Source organism: Spirabiliibacterium mucosae, from assembly GCF_014884965.1.
GTDB classification, from domain to species: domain Bacteria; phylum Pseudomonadota; class Gammaproteobacteria; order Enterobacterales; family Pasteurellaceae; genus Spirabiliibacterium; species Spirabiliibacterium mucosae.
The window spans coordinates 63,953-82,875 of the sequence record NZ_JABTBO010000002.1; the positions used below are offsets into that span (position 1 = coordinate 63,953).

Below are 18,923 nucleotides of genomic sequence, written 5' to 3' on the forward strand. Positions count from 1 at the left end.
ACCGCACTTTGTGACATTGAGCGCAAGTTTTTGTGTCTGTTGCAATTAAGGTAAAAAAAAGTGCGGTTTGAAGGCCAAACCGCACTTTGAATTTAACACATTGTTAACCTACTTGCGCGCCACCCATTTGCCGTTAACATAATCGGCGATCCACTTCGTGGCTTTGCCGTCTTTTTCGGAGGTGACGTATTGGCGTTTTTCCTTGCGCGAATAGCGCACCAAGGTTTTGTTACCGTCGGGGTCTTTTTCAGGCGCGTCGGCGAGGTATTTAAACTTCTCTGGCAAGCGGTCTTTAAAACGCACCAGCTCTTCGATATACGGCGCGCGGGTTTCCCGCGATTTCGGGAAGTTGTGAGCGGATAAAAACACGCCACTTGCGCCGTCACGCAGTACAAAATAGGCATCAGATTTTTCGCATTTCAATTCTGGGAACGGCACAGGGTCTTCTTTTGGTGGCGCGACCTCGCCGTTTTTCAAAATCTTGCGGGTGTTTGAGCACAGGGTGCAGCCCATGTATTTGCCAAAGCGGCCAAGTTTGAGGTGCATCTCGCCACCGCACTTGTCACATTCCACCACTGGGCCGTCGTAGCCTTTGATTTTGTATTCGCCCTCTTCAATCACAAAGCCGTCGCAATTTGGGTTGTTACCACAAATGTGCAACTTGCGGTGGGCATCAATCAAGTAGCTGTCCATCGCGGTGTGGCATTTCGGGCAGCGTTTGCGTTTGCGCAGTGCGTCGGTTTCTGAATTGTCGTCAAGCACGTTGAGCAGCTCGGCTTCAGGGATCAAGTTGATCGTGGTTTTGCAGCGCTCTTTCGGCGGCAGCGCATAGCCTGTGCAGCCTAAAAACACGCCTGTGCTGGCGGTGCGAATGGCCATGTTGCGCCCGCAGGTTGGGCATTTTATGTCTGTTTCCACCAAATTGTTCGGGCGCATGCCGCCTTCGAGTTCATCAAGCTCGGCGGTGGTCAATTGTTGTGAAAAATCGGTGAAAAACTGGTTGAGCTGCTCTTTCCAATTAGCGTTGCCGTTGGCGATTTGGTCGAGCGTGTCTTCCATATTGGCGGTGAAGTCGTAGTTCATCAAATCGCCAAAGGATTGATTGAGGCGATCGGTGACAATTTCACCCATTTTTTCAGCATAAAAACGGCGGTTTTCCACTCGCACATAGCCGCGATCTTGAATCGTTGAGATGATTGACGCATAGGTGGACGGCCGGCCGATGCCGCGTTTTTCCAGCTCTTTCACCAATGCCGCTTCGGTGTAGCGCGCTGGTGGCTTGGTGAAGTGTTGCTCTGGGTGGAGCGCGTTGAGCGTGAGTTTTTCGCCTTCGCTCACCTCAGGTAGCACTTGGTCTTCCGCACTTTTGCCCAGTGGCAGCACTTTTGTCCAACCGTCAAAGCGCATGATCCGCCCTTTGGTTTTTAAGGTGTAATCCCCGGCCTGCACCGACAAGGTGGTGGAGTCATATTGCGCCGGCGGCATTTGGCAGGCCAAAAATTGCCGCCAAATGAGGTCATACAAACGCACAGCATCTTTGTCCACACCGCTCACGGCCGCGGCTGACACATTCACATCTGACGGGCGAATGGCCTCGTGCGCTTCTTGCGCGTTTTCCTTACTGGAATAAAAATTCGGCTTCGCTGGCAGGTAATCGGTGCCAAATTCCTCGCTGATGTAGTGGCGCGCCATGTTGAGCGCATCTTGGCTTAAGTTAGTGGAGTCTGTACGCATATAGGTGATGTAGCCAGACTCATAGAGGCGCTGTGCCAGCATCATGGTTTTTTTCACGCCAAAGCCTAAGCGCGTGCTCGCCGCTTGTTGCAGCGTGGAGGTGATAAACGGCGGCTTGGCGCGGGATTGGGTTGGTTTAGTTTCAATGCTGTCAACCACAAAATCGGCACTTTCTAGCGCGCTGACCGCACTTTGGGCTTGTTTTTCGTTCTCTGGCGAGAATTTTTTGCCTTTCACGTGGGTCACATCGAGTGTGATCGCCTTTTTCTTGGCGTTGGTGGTATCAGCCTGAATCGTCCAAAACTCTTGCGGGTCGAATGATTTAATCTCGCGCTCGCGCTCAACGAGCAGCTTCACCGCCACCGATTGCACCCGGCCGGCCGAGAGCCCGCGGGCGACCTTTTTCCACAACAAGGGTGAGACCATATAGCCCACCACGCGGTCTAAAAAGCGCCGAGTTTGCTGCGCGTTAACGCGGTCCATATTGAGCTTTTCAGGCTGGGCGAAGGCGTTTTTGATGGCATTTTTGGTGATTTCGTTAAATACCACGCGGCTAAAGCGGCTGTCTTCCCCGCCGATCAGCTCTTTCAAATGCCAAGCAATCGCCTCTCCTTCTCTATCCAAGTCGGTCGCGAGATAAATATGGTCGGCTTTTTTGGCGGCGGATTTCAGTTCAGACACCACCTTTTCTTTGCCGGGCAGCACCTGGTAGTTGGCCTCCCAGCCGTGATACGGGTCAATCCCCATGCGTTTGACCAGTGCTTCTTGCTCGCGCTCGCGCTTGAGTTTGGCTTTTTCGCTCGCGCTTAAGCCTTTGGTCGACACCGCTTTGCGCTTTTCGCCCGTGCTCGAGCCCACCGTTGGCAGGTCGCGCACATGGCCGACGCTGGATTTGACAACATAGTCCTTGCCGAGGTATTTGTTGATGGTTTTGGCCTTGGCGGGGGACTCCACGATCACTAATGACTTGCTCATTTTTATTCCGTTTATCTGTTCAACCTAATACTAGGCGCTTAAAATTGCACAGACAATATCAACTATTATTTCGTTTGACAATAGTTAGCCTGACAATTTATGACATAGCTCGCGTCTTTTTAGGCTGGGATCGCGAAATTTTGCGCCAAATAGCGCTCAACGGTGTCGATGATCGCCTGGGTTTGGCTGTCGATTTCAATATTCACCATATCCCCCACGCCTTTTTGCGCGATGATGGTGCGCTCTAGCGTTTCGGGGATAAAGCTGACCGTGAAGGTGTTGTCTTCCGCTCTGACCTCCACAACCGTCAAACTTGCACCATCAATGGCGATAAAGCCCTTGGTGAGCACATATTTCATCGCATTCGCCGGCAGGCGAAACCGCACTTTGTAGTTGTTTTTACGTTGCGTGATCTCAACAATCTCAGCGGTGCAGAAAATATGCCCAGAGAGTAAATGCCCGCCAATTTCCGCGCCGAGCTTCATCGCCCGTTCAATGTTGACCTCATCGCCCTCTTGCACGTCGCACAAGTTGGTGATGGCCAGCGTTTGCGCCATGAGATCAAAGCTGACCAAATTACCCTCAATGTGGGTGACGGTCAGGCACACGCCGTTGTGCGCCACCGACGCGCCGAGGGTCAAATCGGCTAAAAGTGCGGTCGGCATCGCGATGACGTGGGTTTGAAAGTCGGCCTTGCGGATAATTTTTTCAATGCGGGCTTTGCCCTGCACAATGCCTGTGAACATAAAAACCTTTTGCAAGAAAAATGACTGACATCAGCCATTAAGTTATGAATTTGGATTTTGCTTTTGGTACCAATCGCGGTACTGCTCGTATTGCTCGCGCAACATATCAATCCACTCTTCCAGGGTAAGGTTTTGGAAAGTGGCGTTCGGGTGCTCGTTAAAAATTTAAAGCGCTCTTCCGCCTCTTTGCGGATCAAATTTTTAAACTCTTCGTCGTCCATTGGGCCTAGGGCGGCAGACATGCTGCTCTCATAGCGGGTTTGGTGTTCTTTGCTCATAATGCCTCCATAATATGAAATCACGTTTCAGATTCTACCTGATATTTTACCACAATGGCGAGGATTTGTCTGAATTTGCAAGCAACATCACAAAAATCGTGCCACAGCCGCGCAAATCCGATGGAAAATGCGCCCTTGTATGCATGGCGCTTGATTAATAAAATATAACTGTGTACATTGACTGAAAAAATCAACGATCGTTTCAATTCTTAACTGGAGCTATGGCGCAACCGCGTGCCATACAACGTTATGCTAAAAATAAGCTTATCCAACGCCAACATTCGCCATGAAAGCAAGCAACTGTTTCGTATCGCAGGCCCAATTTGGATTGCCCAGCTCTCGCAAAGCACCATGGGCATGGTCGATACCATCATGGCCGGCCGAGTGAGCGCCAACGACATGGCGGCGATTTCTATTGGAGCGTCGATTTGGCTGCCGCTACTTTTATTCGGGCAAGGGCTGCTGCTCTCGCTGCCACCGGTGATTGCCTATTTAAACGGCTCCGGCCAGCGCTCGCGTATCGCCCATCAAGTGCGCCAAGGCTTGTGGATTGCGCTGATTGTCAGCATCCCGCTCACCTGGCTGATTTTCAATAGCCATATTTTGCTGAACCTGCGCGAGATGGACTCAAGCCTGCGCGATATTTCTAACCGCTATTTGCAGGCGATTTCCGTCGGCGTGGTGGCCTATTTAGTGATGATCAACTTCCGCGGGCTCAATGACGGCATGGCCAAAACCAAGCCCGCGATGGTGATCGGCTTTATCGGGCTGTTGCTCAATGTGGTGCTCAATTATATTTTGATTTATGGCAAGCTTGGTCTGCCGGCCTTTGGTGCGGTGGGGTGCGGCATTGCCACCGCGTGCGTCAACTGGCTGATGATGCTGATGCTGATTGGCTATTGCATCAAAGCCAGCCACCTGCGCAAAGTGGCCCTCTTCCCGCGCATTTTTGAGCTGCCGAATATTGCCACACTGCGCAAATTGCTCAACCTCGGTGTGCCAATTGCCTTAACCTTGTGTGCGGAGGTGAGCCTGTTTGCCGTGGTGGGGTTGCTGCTGGCCCCTTTGGGCGCGAACGTGGTCGCCAGCCACCAAATCACACTCAATACCAGCTCATTTTTTTATATGATGCCGCTGTCAATTTCGATGGCCACCACCATTTTGGTCGGCCAACGTTTGGGTGAAAAAAATCTCGACGGCGCCAAGCTCGTCAGTTATCTCGCCATCGCCCTTGGCCTGTTGGTCGCCAGCGCCACGGCGATCATCACCCTGGCGTTTCGCACTCAAATCGCGCAAATTTTTGTGCACAACCCGCAGGTGATTGAGATGGCCTCGTTCCTGCTGCTCTTCGCCGCCGCCTATCAGTTGCCCGACTCGGTGCAAGCCATTGCCGGCGGTGCGCTGCGCGCTTATAAAGACACCAAAGCGGTGCTGATTATTTCACTGTTTAGCTACTGGGTGGTGGGCATGCCGGTGGGGTACATCACGGCGTTGACGGATTGGGGCTTCCCGCCGCTCGGCGCAGAGGGCTTTTGGGTCGGCTTTGTGCTGTGCTTAACGCTGGCCGCCGCGCTCTTGCTGCTGCGCATGCGCAAAATTCAAGCTATCCCACAAGCGCAACTGCTTGCTTATTTAGAGAAAATCAAATAACAAAAAGTGCGGTTGGCTAGGCTGCAAACCGCACTTTTATCACCGCACTTTAATTAATGCTCTTCGCGCGCGTGGTTGACGGTGTAGCGTGGAATATCGATGACTAAATCTTCATCGCCCACAATCGCCTGACAGCTCAAGCGGCTGTCCATCTCCAAGCCCCAAGCTTTGTCGAGCATATCTTCTTCAAGATCCGATGTTTCGTTGAGCGAGTCAAACCCCTCACGCACCACCACGTGGCAAGTGGTGCAGGCGCAGGATTTTTCACAGGCGTGTTCGATCTCGATCCCCGCGTTCAAAGCCGCGTCTAAAATGCTTTCCCCTTTTTCGGCTTCCACCACCATGCCTTCAGGGCAAAGGGTTTCGTTTGGGAGAAAAATTAATTTTGGCATAGCTTGTCCTTATTCTTGTTCTATGTCGCTCACTTTTTGCCCTTGCAGCACTTGACGCACGGAGTTGTCCATGCGTCTGGCGGCAAAGTCTTGCGTGAGTTTGTCTAATTGGTTGATCTCGCGCTTGATCTGCTCGGCATCGTCACCGCGGCAGGCCTGCTCAAGGCTGTCAATGCCTTGCATGATGGCGTCAAATTCACTGTCGCTGAGCAAAGTGCGGTCAAGCTTGAGTGCCTCGCGCACGCTTTCCATCACGCGCGCACCCTCAACTCGTTGTTCGTTAAGGCGGCGAGCGTCGCGGTCGTCGGCGGCGTGCTCAATCGAGTCGTGGATCATGCTGCGAATTTGCTCTTCATCCAGCCCGTAAGACGGCTTGACTTGCACCGCGGCTTGCACCTGGGTGGATTTTTCCATCGCGGTGACGTTCAAAAGCCCATCTGCATCGATTTGAAAGGTCACGCGGATATGCGCTGCACCTGCCACCATAGGCGGGATGCCACGCAGTGTGAAGCGCGCCAGCGAGCGGCAATCTTGCACCATTTCACGCTCACCTTGCAGCACATGGATAGACATCGCCGTTTGGCCGTCTTTGAAGGTGGTGAATTCTTGCGCGCGCGCCGTTGGGATGGTGGTGTTGCGCGGCACGATTTTTTCCACCATGCCGCCCATGATCTCAATCCCCAACGACAGCGGGGTGACATCCAGCAGCAGCATGTCGCTGTCGGCTTTGTTGCCAACTAAAATATCAGCCTGAACCGCCGCCCCGAGCGCAACCACTTTATCCGGGTCAATGCTCACCAGTGGCTCACGTTTGAAGAATGCACCCACTTCGCTTCTCACCAGCGGCACGCGGGTGGAGCCGCCCACCATCACCACTTCCAGCACCTCTTCAGCACGCACGCCCGCGTCTTTCAGCGCGCGGCGGCAAGCCATGATGGCACGTTTGACTAAGGGGCTGATGAGATGATCAAATTGCGCGCGGGTCAGCTCACCTGCCCAGTCCATAAACCGCACTTGGGTGCTTTCTTGCTCGCTGAGGGCAATTTTGGCGCGAATGGCGCTTTCAATCAGTTCTCGGCGCTCCGCGCTGTTTTGTGGCGTGTGCTGTGATTGCGTGATGATCCAATCGGCCACGAGGTGGTCAAAATCATCGCCGCCCAGTGCGGTGTCGCCGCCAGTGGCCAACACTTCAAACACGCCTTTAGACAGGCGCAAAATCGAAATATCAAAGGTGCCACCGCCAAGGTCAAACACCGCGATCACGCCCTCTTGGCCAGAATCCAAGCCGTAGGCAATGGCTGCCGCCGTCGGCTCATTGAGCAGACGCAGCACGTTGAGGCCGGCAATGCGCGCGGCATCTTTGGTGGCTTGGCGCTGGGCATCATCAAAATAGGCCGGCACGGTAATCACCACCCCTTCCAACTCGCCGCCTAGGCGCGCATTGGCCAGCGCATTCACACGTTTTAAAATATCGGCGGAGATTTGCACGGGGCTTAAATCCCCCAATGCGGTTTGGATCAGCGGCAAGCCGTTGTCGCTTTCAACAAAGGCGTAAGGCAAATTCGGGTAACGGGTGTGGATGTCGGCCAGGCTGCGGCCGATTAAGCGTTTGACCGAAATCACGGTGTGGCTGGCGTCATCAATAGCGTTAGCCAGCGCTGCGCGGCCGACTTGCACTTGGCCCGCTTGGCCGTAATGCACCACAGAAGGGATCAGCGCCACGTCCTCTTCATCAAGCAAAATCTCGCTTTGGCCGTTGCGCACCGAGGCCACCAAGGTGTTGGTGGTGCCAAGGTCAATCCCGACGGCAAGGCGATGTTGATGGGGGGCTGCACTTTGCCCAGGTTCTGCGATTTGCAATAAAGCCATGTTGGTCACTCAAAATAAAGCGCCTGCTAGGCAGGCTGATTAATCATAAAACTGCTCTTCCAACGCGTCCACATCACGCTGGAATTTTTCAATGAATTTCAATCGGTTGAGAAAGCGCTTGGCCTCACTCCAGTGGCGGTTGTCAACCGCACTTTCAAGCTCACGCATCGCATCGGTATAGATTTTGTCGTTTTCATCGCGCAATGCGCAAAGTGCGGTTTCATCGCGGCTTTGCTCAACCTCGGCAAGTTGTTCACGCAGGCTTAATTGCGAGAGCAAAAAGTCACTGTCGTGCACCGTTTGCTCACCGTCCCAGGCATCACCGCCCGCCCATTGCAGCAGCGCTTGTGCCCGCAACAATGGGTTTTTCAAGGTGTGATAGGCCTCGTTGATGTCTGCTGTGCGTTGCACCGCGTTGAGTTGCTCAGCTTTCGAGGCGGTTGCGAAATTATCAGGGTGGTGCGCTTTTTGCAACTGCAAATAGCGCGCATTGAGCGCGCTTAGGTCAAGTTTGAACGCCAGTGGCAAATCAAATAATTCAAACGGATTTTGCATCATTACACCGTAAAACTCTCACCACAGCCGCATTCGTCTTTCACGTTCGGGTTGTGGAATTTAAAGCCCTCGTTTAAGCCCTCTTTGACAAAATCGAGCTGCGTGCCGTCAAGATAAACCAAGCTTTTGCGATCGATTATGATCTTCACGCCATGTTGCTCAAACACTTCATCGTCTTCATTGAGCTCATCGACAAATTCTAACACATAAGCCAAGCCTGAGCAGCCCGAAGTTTTCACCCCCAGGCGCAGGCCAATGCCTTTGCCGCGATTGGTTAAAAAAGTGCGTACGCGATTTGCCGCACTTTCAGAAAGCGTCACGCTCATACATCGTCCTTGGTTGACCGCACTTTTATTTGTTGTTTTTGGATTTGTAATCCGCAATTGCTGCTTTGATGGCATCTTCTGCCAAAATGGAGCAGTGCACCTTCACCGGTGGCAGTTCAAGCTCCTCGGCGATTTGGCTGTTTTTAATCGCGCCTGCTTCGTCCAACGATTTACCTTTGACCCATTCGGTGATAAGCGAGCTGGAGGCAATCGCCGAGCCGCAGCCGTAGGTTTTAAAGCGTGCGTCTTCAATAATGCCGTCATCGCTGACTTTGATTTGCAGCTGCATCACATCACCACACGCCGGCGCGCCGACCATGCCTGAGCCAACGTTTTGTTCTTTTTTGTCAAATGAGCCCACGTTGCGTGGATTTTCGTAGTGATCAATCACTTTTTCGCTATACGCCATAATAATCTCCCGTTAATTAGTGTGCTGTCCATTGCACCGTGCTTAAATCGATCCCTTCTTTAAACATATCCCAAAGCGGGGAGAGATCGCGTAATTTTTGAACCGCTCTTTTCACCAATTCAATGGTATAGTCAATGTCTTCCTCGGTGGTGTAACGCCCGAGTGAAAAGCGAATGGAGCTGTGCGCCAGTTCATCGTTGAGCCCCAATGCGCGCAGCACATAAGACGGCTCAAGGCTGGCTGAGGTACACGCTGAGCCGGAGGACACAGCAATGTCGCTTAACGCCATCATTAACGATTCGCCTTCAACATAGTTAAAGCTGATGTTGAGGTTGTTCGCCACGCGGTGCGTCATCGAGCCGTTGACGTGGGTTTCTTCAATTTCTTTCAAGGCGTTGTAGAGGCGATCACGCAGCGCTTTGATGCGTGGGATTTCGGTTGCCATTTCTTCTTTGCAGATGCGATAGGCTTCACCCATGCCGACAATTTGGTGCACCGGCAATGTGCCTGAACGCATGCCACGCTCATGGCCACCACCGTGGATGATTGCTTCTAAGCGCACGCGTGGTTTGCGGCGCACAAACAAACCACCAATGCCTTTTGGCCCGTAGAGTTTGTGAGCTGAAAACGACATCAAATCCACAGGCAACTCCGCCAAGTTGATGTCAATTTTGCCCACACTTTGGGTGGCATCCACGTGGAAGATAATTTTTTTCGAGCGGCACAGCTGGCCAATTTTTTCAATGTCTTGCACCACGCCGATTTCGTTGTTGACGTGCATAATGGAAACCAAAATGGTGTCATCACGCATCGCCGCTTCTAATTTGGCTAAATCCACCAAGCCATCACTTTCAGGCTCAAGATAAGTCACCTCAAAGCCTTCACGCTCAAGCTGGCGGCAGGTGTCAAGCACCGCTTTGTGCTCGGTTTTGCACGTGATGATGTGTTTGCCTTTGGTTTGGTAAAAATGCGCCGCACCTTTAATCGCGAGGTTGTCTGACTCGGTCGCACCTGAGGTGAAAACAATCTCGCGCGAATCCGCGCCAATTAAATCTGCCACTTGATTGCGGGCGATATCCACCGCCTCTTCAGCCTGCCAGCCGAAGCGGTGTGAGCGTGAGGCTGGGTTGCCAAACACGCCGTCAAAGGTCATGTATTCCATCATTTTTTTGGCAACGCGCTCGTCCATTGGGCAAGTGGCTGCGTAGTCAAGATAAATTGGTAATTTCATTGTCACTCCTCAAATAAGCCGACCGCACTTTTACAGGCGCGTTTCGACTTCAAAACTGTGATGATGCTTATGTTGTTTTAATGCGTTGCGTTGATTTTCTTTGTTGACCAAATCACCGATCGTGATGCCGTTTAAAAAGGTTTCAATCTCATCACTAAGCTGCTCCCACAGCGAGTGAGTCAAGCAGCGCACGCCGCCTTGGCAGTTGCTTTTGCCTTGGCATTTGGTGGCGGTAATATTCTCGTTCACCGCGGCGATAATCATGCCAATGGAGATTTGATCAACCGACAACCCGAGTAAATAGCCACCACCGGGCCCACGCACGCTTCTCACCAAGCCACGACGGCGCAATTTGGCAAACAATTGCTCAAGGTATGAAAGCGAAATTTGCTGGCGGTCTGAAATGTCGGCTAAGGTGATAGGCGTTTCATTCTCATCGGCTTGAGAATTAAGCGCAATGTCGAGCATTGCGGTCACTGCATAGCGCCCTTTTGAGGTTAATTTCATAGTTCACTCCAGGTTGAATCAATGGAGTAAATTTTTTCATACCTTACTAATTTAGTCAACTTTAAACTTGACTATTTTTGTAAGTTTTGAGCGATTGTGCTGATAGTGATTACTTTATGCGCTTATCGACCGCACTTAGGATGCCCTGCAAGATGTTGACTTCGTTTTTTTCCAACCGCGCGCGGTTATACAGCCGGCGCAACTTTTCCATCACCGCGTCATTTTGGATAAACCCCAAAGTGCGGTATGTCTGCTCGCTGTGGGAGAGCAAATGCTCAACCTCGCTGACGCTAGCATAGCCTGCGCTGGTCAGCCGTGTTTTCACCGCCGTGTGGCTGGCCTCAAGGTAGGCCATGCGCAGTTCATAACAGACCAACTGCACCGCCATCGCCAAATTCAGCGAGGCGTATTCAGGATTAGCCGGCACATTGATGTGGTAATGGCATTGCAGCAGCTCGTCGTTGGTCAGCCCCACCCGCTCACGTCCAAAGACGATAGCAACCGCACTTTGGCTGTTTTGCATCAATTCCTCAATTGCCAGGCTGGCGCCCGCGCGCGGGTTGACCAGCGTGCTTTGCAAGTGGCGCAAGCGTGCACTGGTGCCCATCACCAACGTGCAATCACCAATCGCCTCGGCAAAACTGGGCACAATCTCGGCGCGCTCCAGCAAATCTTTGGCGCCGGCGGCGAGAGCAAAGGCTTGCTCGTCGAGCATGCAGCTGGGGTTGACAATCACCAACTGCGCCAGCCCCATGGTTTTCATCGCGCGCGCCACCGAGCCCACATTGCCACTGTGGAGGGTTCAACCAAGACAATTCGAATGTTGTTTAACATAACTTTTCCCAATTCAAGAAGGGCAATTGTACTCCCTGCACAAGCTCGGGGCAATCGCTGGCGACGTTTTTGCGTGCGGTGGGTGAATTTTTGCGCCTAACGCGTGAATGGATTGTGTTGTGTCAAGCACAGTGATAATCTAGAGTTATTATAAACCTTAAGGAGCTGTTATGAAAAAATTTGCACTTTTCGGCCTTTGCTGCCTTGCCCTGCCAGCGTGGGCGGGCAATTGGCACTACGTGGCAGACACTGTGACACGGGATAAAATCTACATCAATATGGAGCGCAGTAAGGTGCTCACCGATCGCGTGTGGGTGAAAGTCAACTTCAGAAAACCGCGCAATGATCTTGGCGATCAAAAAGGCATCACCCATTTGTTAATGGAGTACCAATATTCCTGCGAAAAATGGACCATCGCCAACCGACAAACCTTAATTTATGGCAAGCATAACAAAAAAATTGGCCAAGAAAATAACAAAAAACCGCAGGCCCAGCCCGTGCCCGACACCGCCAAAGACGGCATTTTAAAAACCATCTGCCGTAAATAAAAGTGCGGTCAACAAACCCGAGCTGAGCTCGGGTTTTTTATTACGGTTTAAAACGTAACAAGCGATTGGCGTTGGTGACCACAGTGACCGACGAGAGCGCCATGGCGGCTGCGGCAAACACGGGGCTGAGCATAATCCCCCAAATCGGATACAACACACCCATCGCAATCGGGATGCCAAGGCTGTTATAGATAAACGCGCCAAAAAGATTTTGCTTGATATTGCGCATTGTCGCGTTAGCTAGCGCCAACACATCACTGACCGCGCTGATACTTGGGTGCATCAGCGTTAAGCCCGCCGTTTCAATGGCAATATCACTGCCTTGGGCAATTGCAATGCTGACATCAGCGCGCGCCAAGGCGGGGGCGTCGTTAATGCCATCGCCAACCATCGCCACCTTGTGGCCACGTTGTTGCAATTGGGCAATCACATTGGCTTTGCCATCAGGCAGCACATCAGCAATCACCTCATCAATGCCAAGTTGCTGGGCAATCGCACGCGCAGTCACGGCACTGTCGCCGGTGAGCATCACCGTTTTCACCCCTAGGCGATGGACGTTGGCGATCGCCTGCGCGCTGTCGTCACGCAATGGATCTTGCAGCACAAAAAAGCCTTGCAATGCGTTATCTTGGGCGATAAACACCACGGTGCCGCCCTGCTCGCGCGCGGATTTCGCTTGCGCTTGAAGGCGCTCAAGTGCGACGTTGTGCTCCGCCATCAGCGCGGCATTGCCCAGCAGCACCTTTTGGCCATCAATCACGCCTGAAATGCCCATGCCTTTGTGGGTGACAAACTCACTCACCGCCGGCAGCGTGATATTTTCAAGCCGTGCGTCGGCTAAAAACGCATGAGCCAACGGGTGGTTAGCGGCCTGTTCTAACGCGCAGGCGTGAGTTAAAAGTGCGGTTTTATCACGCTCGAGAGCGACAATATCCACAATCGCAGGCTTGCCTTGGGTCAGCGTGCCTGTTTTGTCAAACACCACGGTATCGATATGCGCGGCATTTTGCAGCGCCTGCGCATCACGCACCAAAATGCCCAATTGCGCCGCGCGCGCCACCGAGGCGATGACCGACATCGGTGTAGCCAAACCCAGCGCACACGGGCAGGCGATAATCAACACACTGGTGAACACCACCAGCGCTTGCGCCACATCGGCTGTTTGCGGCAACACCAGCCACAACACAAAGGCCAGCACAGCCAGGGCAAACACCGTTGGCACAAACACGGCGGCGACTTTGTCCGCCAGCTGGGCGATTTTCGGCCTGCTGCTTTGCGCCTGCTTGACCAAGCGGATGATATTGGCCAGCAGCGTGCCCTCCCCCACCTGTTGGGCAACAATCTCAAGGTTGCCGTTATCCACCAAAGTGCCCGCACGCACACTGTCACCTGCCACCTTGTTCACTTGCAGCGGCTCGCCGGTGAGCATTGCCTCATCAAGCCAGGCCTCGCCACGTTCAACCACACCATCAACGGGCACTTTGTCGCCTGTTTTAAGGCGCAATTTCATGCCTTGTTGCACCTCGTTAAGCGCGACTAAACGCTCGCCATCATCGGTGATCAACCGCACTTTTTCAGGGGTGAGATCCAGCAATTTATTCAACGCTTGAGAGGAATGTTGCTTGGCTTTTACCTCAAACAATTTGCCCAAGCTAATCAGCCCGATGATCATCAAACTCGCTTCAAAATAGAGGTGCCGACCATGCTCGGGGTAAAACTGCGGAAAGGCCACCACCGACATGGAAAACAGCCACGCTGTGCCCGTGCCGAGTGCCACCAAGGTATCCATGGTTGCACTGCCGTGGCGGAGATTATTTAGCGCGTTGCGGAAAAAATGCCCGCCGCTGTAGGCCATCACCGCCAGGCAAATCAGCCCAACGGCCAGCCAAAAGCCGCGTGACGGGTAGCTGACATCCATGCCAAAGGCAAAGCCCCACGCCATCAGCGCGCCACCGAGCACCAAGGCGACAATCGCTTGGCGCTTGCGCACGGTGATTTCTGCTGCATAGCGCTGGGCGCTTTTCTCCCGCTGGGCTTGCGCGGTTTCCACCACCTCGGCGTGATAGCCCGCGTTATCAACGGCGGCGAGCAACGCGCTCAGTTCAGCCTTGCCCGCCACCTGTGCGGTGCTGTCCGCTAGGTTAACCTGCACCGCACTGACGCCATCAACGCCGCGCAGAGCCTTTTCAATCTTCGCCACGCAAGCCGCGCAGCTTAGGCCTGAAAGGGCAAGTTGGGTGTCACAAGCAATCGGCTTTTGTGGCGCAGGGCTATCAGCTGGGTCTGACAGCCCTTCAGGCTTTGGGGGCTGCGCCCCGTCAGGCTTTTTTGCGCCAAAACCTGCCTGTTCAATAACCGCAATCACCTCATCGGCATCATTGGGGGCAAAAACAGCAAGTGCGGTTTTGCTGATGGTGTAAATCATGCTGCTGTCATACGCCGCCAGCGCCTTTTCCACACTGGCGATGCAGTGGCCGCAGTTCAGCCCACTAAGGCTGAGTTCATAGGCAGGCGCAGTGGCTAATTCGGCTTGATAACCCGCGTTGACCACGGCGGCAATCACCGCCTCGCTTGCCACACTGTCATTCACCTCGGCAAAAGTGCGGTTGACTTTGCATTCACTATCCAGCGCGCTCAACGCCTTGCGCACGTTGGCCACACAATGCTGGCATGACAGACCTGTTAAGGCATAAATCATAAAAACTCCTTTTTGCGATTATTGTTGTGTATTAGAATAAACCTTCCCCTAACTGGAAGGTCAAGCACAAATGCAAATTAATCAGATTGCCTCACTCACTGGCTTGAGCGCCAAAACCATCCGCTTTTATGAACAAAAAGGGCTGATTGATGCCCCCACACGCAGCGCCAATGGCTACCGCCAATACACGCAAGCGCACCTGGCGCAACTGGCGTTTTTAAAACGTACGCGTGAGGCGGGGTTTAATTTACAGGAGGCAAAAGAGCTCTTGCAGCTGTGGCTTGACCCGCAGCGCAAAAGCTGCGAGGTGAAGGCCAAAACGCAAGATAAAATTGCGTTGATTGATGCTCAAATTGCCAAATTGCAAGAGGTGAAAGGCCAACTCCAACAGCTGGTGGACATCTGCCCAGACAACGAGCACAGCCACTGCCCGATTATTGATTCGTTTTCACAAAAAACCGCACGTTAAAGTGCGGTCGCGTTATTTGATGATTTTCAAATGGCCTGCGTCTTTGCGCTTTGGCTTTTTCGGTGGGTCCACCGCTTCGCTGAAATCATTGGGTTGATCGGTTGTGATCTCAGGCTCTAATTGATAGGCGTCTTCGTCTTCAAACAACACGCCATCGCCATTTTCGCGAGCATAAATTGCCATGGCTGCGCCCAGTGGCACCACAATCTCCTGCGGCACGCCACGAAAGCGGGCAGAAAACTGAATACGTTCATTGCCAAGCAGCAAATTGCCACAGGCTGAAGGCGCAATGTTGAGCACAATTTGGCCGTCGCGCACAAAATCTTGCGGCACTTTGGTGTTGGGGTAAAGCGCGTTAACCACCAAATACGGCGTGAGATCGTTGTCTAAAAACCAATCGTAATAAGCTCTTAACAAATAAGGACGTTTTGCACTGCTCATGTTATTTCTCAACAATTTTAACCGGGCCAGATTTGATTGAGGCGATAAAGCTTGGGCGTGTGAACACGCGCTCCATGTAGCCTTTAATGGCTTTGCTGCCAGCGCCTGTGAATTTGATGCCTTGCTCTTGTAGGTAATACAAAATCGGCGCAATGTAGCAATCCACTAGGCTGAACACATCACTTAAAAAGAACGGTTTTTGTGAAAAAATCGGCCCAAAGGAGAGGATCTCATCACGCAGTTGGGTCAAAATCGCCTTTTTCTCGGCGTCGTCTCCACATTGATCGGCGCTTTCAATCATGCTAAACCAGTCTTTTTCAATCCGATGCATCATCAAGCGCGATTTTGCGCGGTCAACGGGGTAAACAGGCATCAAAGGCGGGTGCGGGAAGCGCTCATCGAGGTATTCTAAAATAATGCGTGGTTTATACAACACCAAATCGCGATCCACCAATGTTGGCAACTCGCCGTTAGTGCCTAGCTCAAGAAAATCTTCATTCAAACTATCCGGTGCGATCAACTCTTTCTCGTGGGGTACTTCCTTTTCCGCCAATACCATTTTCACCTGATGGGAACCAAGGTCAGTTTCTCCAAAAAAGAGGGTGATAATTGAACGTTTGTTTGCTGCTATCATTCTTATACTCCGCACCAATGTGCTACTTAGAGGTTTAAACTTTTCATATAGAAAGGAAATCAGTTACAGTGCGTTATTATACCACATTTTCTCCGCCCTTTTGTAAAAAATAATAATAAGCATCTTCATTGCATTGATTTAAAACGAAAAAACCTTTATCCCGAAGGATAAAGGTCTTCTCGAAACAAATATGTTTAATTATTTGTTAGTTTCAGCTGCGCCATCGAGCATTTTTTTCGCTTCGTCAGCTTTTTGTGAAACCGCATCAGCAACGCCTTTCGCGCTGTCTTTGATTTCTTGTGCAGCCGCGTCAGCTTGGGCTTTCACTTCAGCACCTTTGCCAGCAGCTTCTTGTTGCACTTCAGCCGCTTTGCTTGCTGCTTCTGCTTTCACGTCTGCTGCCGCTTCTTTGGCTTCAGCCACTTTTTCAGCTACGGCTTCTTTTGCATCAGCCACTTTTTCAGCTGAGGCATTTTTCACATCGTTTGCTTTGTCTAATGCTTCTTGTTTAGCATCAGAGGCGGCTTCTTTTGCGTCAACGGCTTTGTCAGCTACAGCTTCTTTCGCGTCAGCTACTTTGTCAGCCACAGCAGATTTAGCTTCTTCCAATTTAGCCGCTGCGCTGTCTTTAGCTTGTTCAGCTGCTTCTTTTGCTTCAACAGCTTTGTCTGCCGCTGCGTCTTTTGCATCAATTGCCGCTTGTTTTACTTCTTCAACTTTGTGGGCAACGGCGTCTTTAGTTTCTTCCACTTTGTTGTTCACAGCGTCTTTCACTTCAGCTGCTTTTTCAGCTACTGCATCTTTAGCTTCCGCTGCTTTTTCCGCTACAGCGTCTTTTGCTTCAGTTGCTTTTTCAACAACGGTATCTTTAGCTTGGGCAACGCTGTCTTTTACATCCTGTACTTGTTTGTCATCGCAGCCTGTTACAGCAAGTGCGGTTGCGCCAAGTAATACGGTTGTTAATAGTAACTTTTTCATTCTAAACTCCTAGTTTATTGATCGTCAATTTAGTGTAATTGAAACATATTTTTTTACACTAGCGGGTAAATTCTAACGCGTTTACCCGCTACTTCAACTATTATTTGTTGTTTTTGCTCAAAATGCAATCAAAAGAATGTAAATAATTCCTATTGATGACTATCTTTGAGTGAAAATTAATCGATTGTACGTAGCAATTCGTTAATGCCGACTTTACCGCGCGTTTTGGCATCTACCTTTTTCACGATCACCGCGGCATACAAACTGTATTGACCGCACTTTGACGGCAGGCTGCCTGAGACCACAACAGAGCCTGCTGGCACGCGGCCGTAGTGAATTTCACCGGTTTCACGGTCATAAATTTTGGTGCTTTGGCCGATAAATACACCCATTGAGATAACCGAGCCTTCTTCTACGATCACGCCTTCCACGATTTCAGAACGCGCGCCGATAAAGCAGTTGTCTTCAATGATGGTTGGGTTGGCTTGCAGTGGCTCTAACACACCGCCAATGCCCACGCCGCCAGAGAGATGCACGTTTTTGCCGATTTGCGCACACGAGCCAACAGTCGCCCACGTGTCCACCATAGTGCCTTCGTCGACATAGGCACCAATGTTAACGTAGGATGGCATCAACACAGTGTTGCGCGCAATAAACGCACCTTGGCGCACCGCTGCCGGTGGCACCACACGGAAGCCTTCACGCTCAAAGCGAGCTTGGTCGTAGCCGGCAAATTTCATCGGCACTTTATCAAAATAGCGGGTTTCGCCACCGTCAACCAGCACATTATCGTTGATGCGAAACGATAACAACACGGCTTTTTTCAACCATTGGTTGACCACCCATTCGCCGTTGACTTTTTCAGCCACACGGCGTTTGCCTGAATCTAAATCTGCAATTACTTGGGCCACTGCCTCACGTAGTTGGGCATCTGCCGTTTTTGGAGAAATTTCGGCACGGCGCTCGAAAGCAGATTCAATCAGGTTTTGTAAATCAGACATAATTGTTCCTTTTATTGTTATTGAAATGATTACAGGCTATTTAAGCGCAGTTGGATCAAATCTATATCCAGTTGATCCAAATTTGGCGTTTTCAACGCCGCCTCAAAGGCCGCTTTGGCTTTTTCTTTGTCATTTAAGCCAAGGTACGCCTCACCCAACAGACGTTGTTTCACGCCGTTATAAGCCGCCTCACCAAGGCTATTGAGCGTGTTAACCGCCGCCTCAAAGGCGTTGGCTTGTAGCTGCACGCTCGCCAAACGAACGGTTGCGATGGCTTTCAGTTCGCTGTCTTTGCTCATGCTTTGCGCTTGGGTAAGTAATTGTTGCGCTTGCTCAAGTTGATTGTTATCCAGCGCGCGTTTGGCCTGTTCAAACAGTGCAAACACCGCGTAGCTTGAGCCTTCGTGCTCTTTAACGAATTGCTCAAGCAGCCCTGCGTTGTTTTTTGGGTCGGCTTGATAGGCACTGAGCACTTGCTCATAGTCATTGGAGGCCGCAAGGCGGCTATTGAGCTGATAATTTTGCCAATAGCGCCAGCCCAGCACGCTGGCAAACACCAAGATGAGCGTGGTGATGATCACTTTGGAATTTTCTTTCCACCAGCTTTTTAGCTCTTCAACTTGTTGCTCTTCAGTAATATACGACACG

General features: G+C 51.6%; 18 protein-coding genes and 1 pseudogene. 3 read left to right on the plus strand and 16 right to left on the minus strand.

The genetic code is table 11. The annotated features are described in order from the left end of the window. Positions 1 to 108: 108 nt before the first annotated feature. Both topA and HPC37_RS01160 read right to left on the minus strand, forming a co-directional pair. Positions 109 to 2,709, minus strand: a complete 2,601-nt coding sequence (gene topA / locus HPC37_RS01155) for a type I DNA topoisomerase (protein WP_208121422.1) — start codon at positions 2,707 to 2,709, stop codon at positions 109 to 111. Between the two features lie 119 nt (positions 2,710 to 2,828). Further along, positions 2,829 to 3,455 (minus strand): riboflavin synthase subunit alpha, encoded by a 627-nt coding sequence (locus HPC37_RS01160; protein ID WP_208121423.1) that lies wholly within the window; start codon positions 3,453 to 3,455, stop codon positions 2,829 to 2,831. Positions 3,456 to 3,991: 536 nt separating this feature from the next. On the opposite strand from HPC37_RS01160, the gene HPC37_RS01165 reads away from it, so the two are divergent. After that, a complete protein-coding gene (locus HPC37_RS01165; protein WP_427915935.1) occupies positions 3,992 to 5,383 on the plus strand; it encodes an MATE family efflux transporter in 1,392 nt (463 codons plus the stop codon). Positions 5,384 to 5,436: 53 nt separating this feature from the next. Here HPC37_RS01165 and fdx read toward each other — a convergent pair whose 3' ends face one another. From fdx to trmJ, 8 genes and pseudogenes are all read right to left on the minus strand, one after another. After that, positions 5,437 to 5,775, minus strand: coding sequence for an ISC system 2Fe-2S type ferredoxin (gene fdx, locus HPC37_RS01170; protein WP_208121424.1), 339 nt, complete (start codon positions 5,773 to 5,775; stop codon positions 5,437 to 5,439). A 9-nt stretch (positions 5,776 to 5,784) separates the two neighbouring features. Next, positions 5,785 to 7,644, minus strand: coding sequence for a Fe-S protein assembly chaperone HscA (hscA, locus tag HPC37_RS01175; RefSeq protein WP_208121425.1), 1,860 nt, complete (start codon positions 7,642 to 7,644; stop codon positions 5,785 to 5,787). A 39-nt stretch (positions 7,645 to 7,683) separates the two neighbouring features. Next, positions 7,684 to 8,199 (minus strand): Fe-S protein assembly co-chaperone HscB, encoded by a 516-nt coding sequence (hscB, locus tag HPC37_RS01180; protein ID WP_208121426.1) that lies wholly within the window; start codon positions 8,197 to 8,199, stop codon positions 7,684 to 7,686. A 2-nt stretch (positions 8,200 to 8,201) separates the two neighbouring features. Continuing rightward, positions 8,202 to 8,525 carry an iron-sulfur cluster assembly protein IscA gene (iscA, locus tag HPC37_RS01185; protein ID WP_208121427.1) on the minus strand — a complete coding sequence of 108 codons (324 nt, stop codon included), beginning with the start codon at positions 8,523 to 8,525 and terminating at the stop codon, positions 8,202 to 8,204. 25 nt (positions 8,526 to 8,550) lie between these two features. After that, positions 8,551 to 8,934, minus strand: coding sequence for a Fe-S cluster assembly scaffold IscU (gene iscU, locus HPC37_RS01190; RefSeq protein ID WP_208117689.1), 384 nt, complete (start codon positions 8,932 to 8,934; stop codon positions 8,551 to 8,553). A 16-nt stretch (positions 8,935 to 8,950) separates the two neighbouring features. Then, positions 8,951 to 10,165: an IscS subfamily cysteine desulfurase gene (locus HPC37_RS01195; protein ID WP_208121428.1), complete on the minus strand. Its 1,215-nt coding sequence runs from the start codon at positions 10,163 to 10,165 to the stop codon at positions 8,951 to 8,953. A gap of 30 nt (positions 10,166 to 10,195) precedes the next feature. Then, positions 10,196 to 10,672 carry a Fe-S cluster assembly transcriptional regulator IscR gene (gene iscR, locus HPC37_RS01200; RefSeq protein WP_208121429.1) on the minus strand — a complete coding sequence of 159 codons (477 nt, stop codon included), beginning with the start codon at positions 10,670 to 10,672 and terminating at the stop codon, positions 10,196 to 10,198. Positions 10,673 to 10,781: 109 nt separating this feature from the next. Beyond that, positions 10,782 to 11,506, minus strand: a pseudogene (gene trmJ / locus HPC37_RS01205) (tRNA (cytosine(32)/uridine(32)-2'-O)-methyltransferase TrmJ). 170 nt (positions 11,507 to 11,676) lie between these two features. Between trmJ and HPC37_RS01210 the strand changes: the two are divergent. Then, positions 11,677 to 12,054: a surface-adhesin E family protein gene (locus HPC37_RS01210; protein ID WP_208121430.1), complete on the plus strand. Its 378-nt coding sequence runs from the start codon at positions 11,677 to 11,679 to the stop codon at positions 12,052 to 12,054. Positions 12,055 to 12,094: 40 nt separating this feature from the next. On the opposite strand, the gene HPC37_RS01215 is transcribed toward HPC37_RS01210, so the two are convergent. Further along, a complete protein-coding gene (locus HPC37_RS01215) occupies positions 12,095 to 14,752 on the minus strand; it encodes a cation transporter (RefSeq protein WP_235961241.1) in 2,658 nt (885 codons plus the stop codon). 70 nt (positions 14,753 to 14,822) lie between these two features. Here HPC37_RS01215 and cueR point away from each other — a divergent pair, with 70 nt between their 5' ends. Next, positions 14,823 to 15,221: a Cu(I)-responsive transcriptional regulator gene (cueR, locus tag HPC37_RS01220; RefSeq protein WP_208121431.1), complete on the plus strand. Its 399-nt coding sequence runs from the start codon at positions 14,823 to 14,825 to the stop codon at positions 15,219 to 15,221. Positions 15,222 to 15,233: 12 nt separating this feature from the next. Here the strand turns inward: cueR and HPC37_RS01225 are convergent, their stop codons facing one another. The 5 genes from HPC37_RS01225 to HPC37_RS01245 form a co-directional block, all read right to left on the minus strand. Further along, positions 15,234 to 15,662 (minus strand): ClpXP protease specificity-enhancing factor, encoded by a 429-nt coding sequence (locus HPC37_RS01225; RefSeq protein ID WP_208121432.1) that lies wholly within the window; start codon positions 15,660 to 15,662, stop codon positions 15,234 to 15,236. 1 nt (position 15,663) lies between these two features. Further along, positions 15,664 to 16,296, minus strand: coding sequence for a glutathione binding-like protein (locus HPC37_RS01230; protein WP_208121433.1), 633 nt, complete (start codon positions 16,294 to 16,296; stop codon positions 15,664 to 15,666). Positions 16,297 to 16,494: 198 nt separating this feature from the next. Next, positions 16,495 to 17,274, minus strand: a complete 780-nt coding sequence (locus HPC37_RS01235; protein WP_208121434.1) for a hypothetical protein — start codon at positions 17,272 to 17,274, stop codon at positions 16,495 to 16,497. Positions 17,275 to 17,450: 176 nt separating this feature from the next. Next, a complete protein-coding gene (gene dapD / locus HPC37_RS01240; RefSeq protein WP_208121435.1) occupies positions 17,451 to 18,275 on the minus strand; it encodes a 2,3,4,5-tetrahydropyridine-2,6-dicarboxylate N-succinyltransferase in 825 nt (274 codons plus the stop codon). A gap of 29 nt (positions 18,276 to 18,304) precedes the next feature. Continuing rightward, positions 18,305 to 18,922: a tetratricopeptide repeat protein gene (locus HPC37_RS01245; protein WP_208121436.1), complete on the minus strand. Its 618-nt coding sequence runs from the start codon at positions 18,920 to 18,922 to the stop codon at positions 18,305 to 18,307. Position 18,923: the final 1 nt, after the last annotated feature.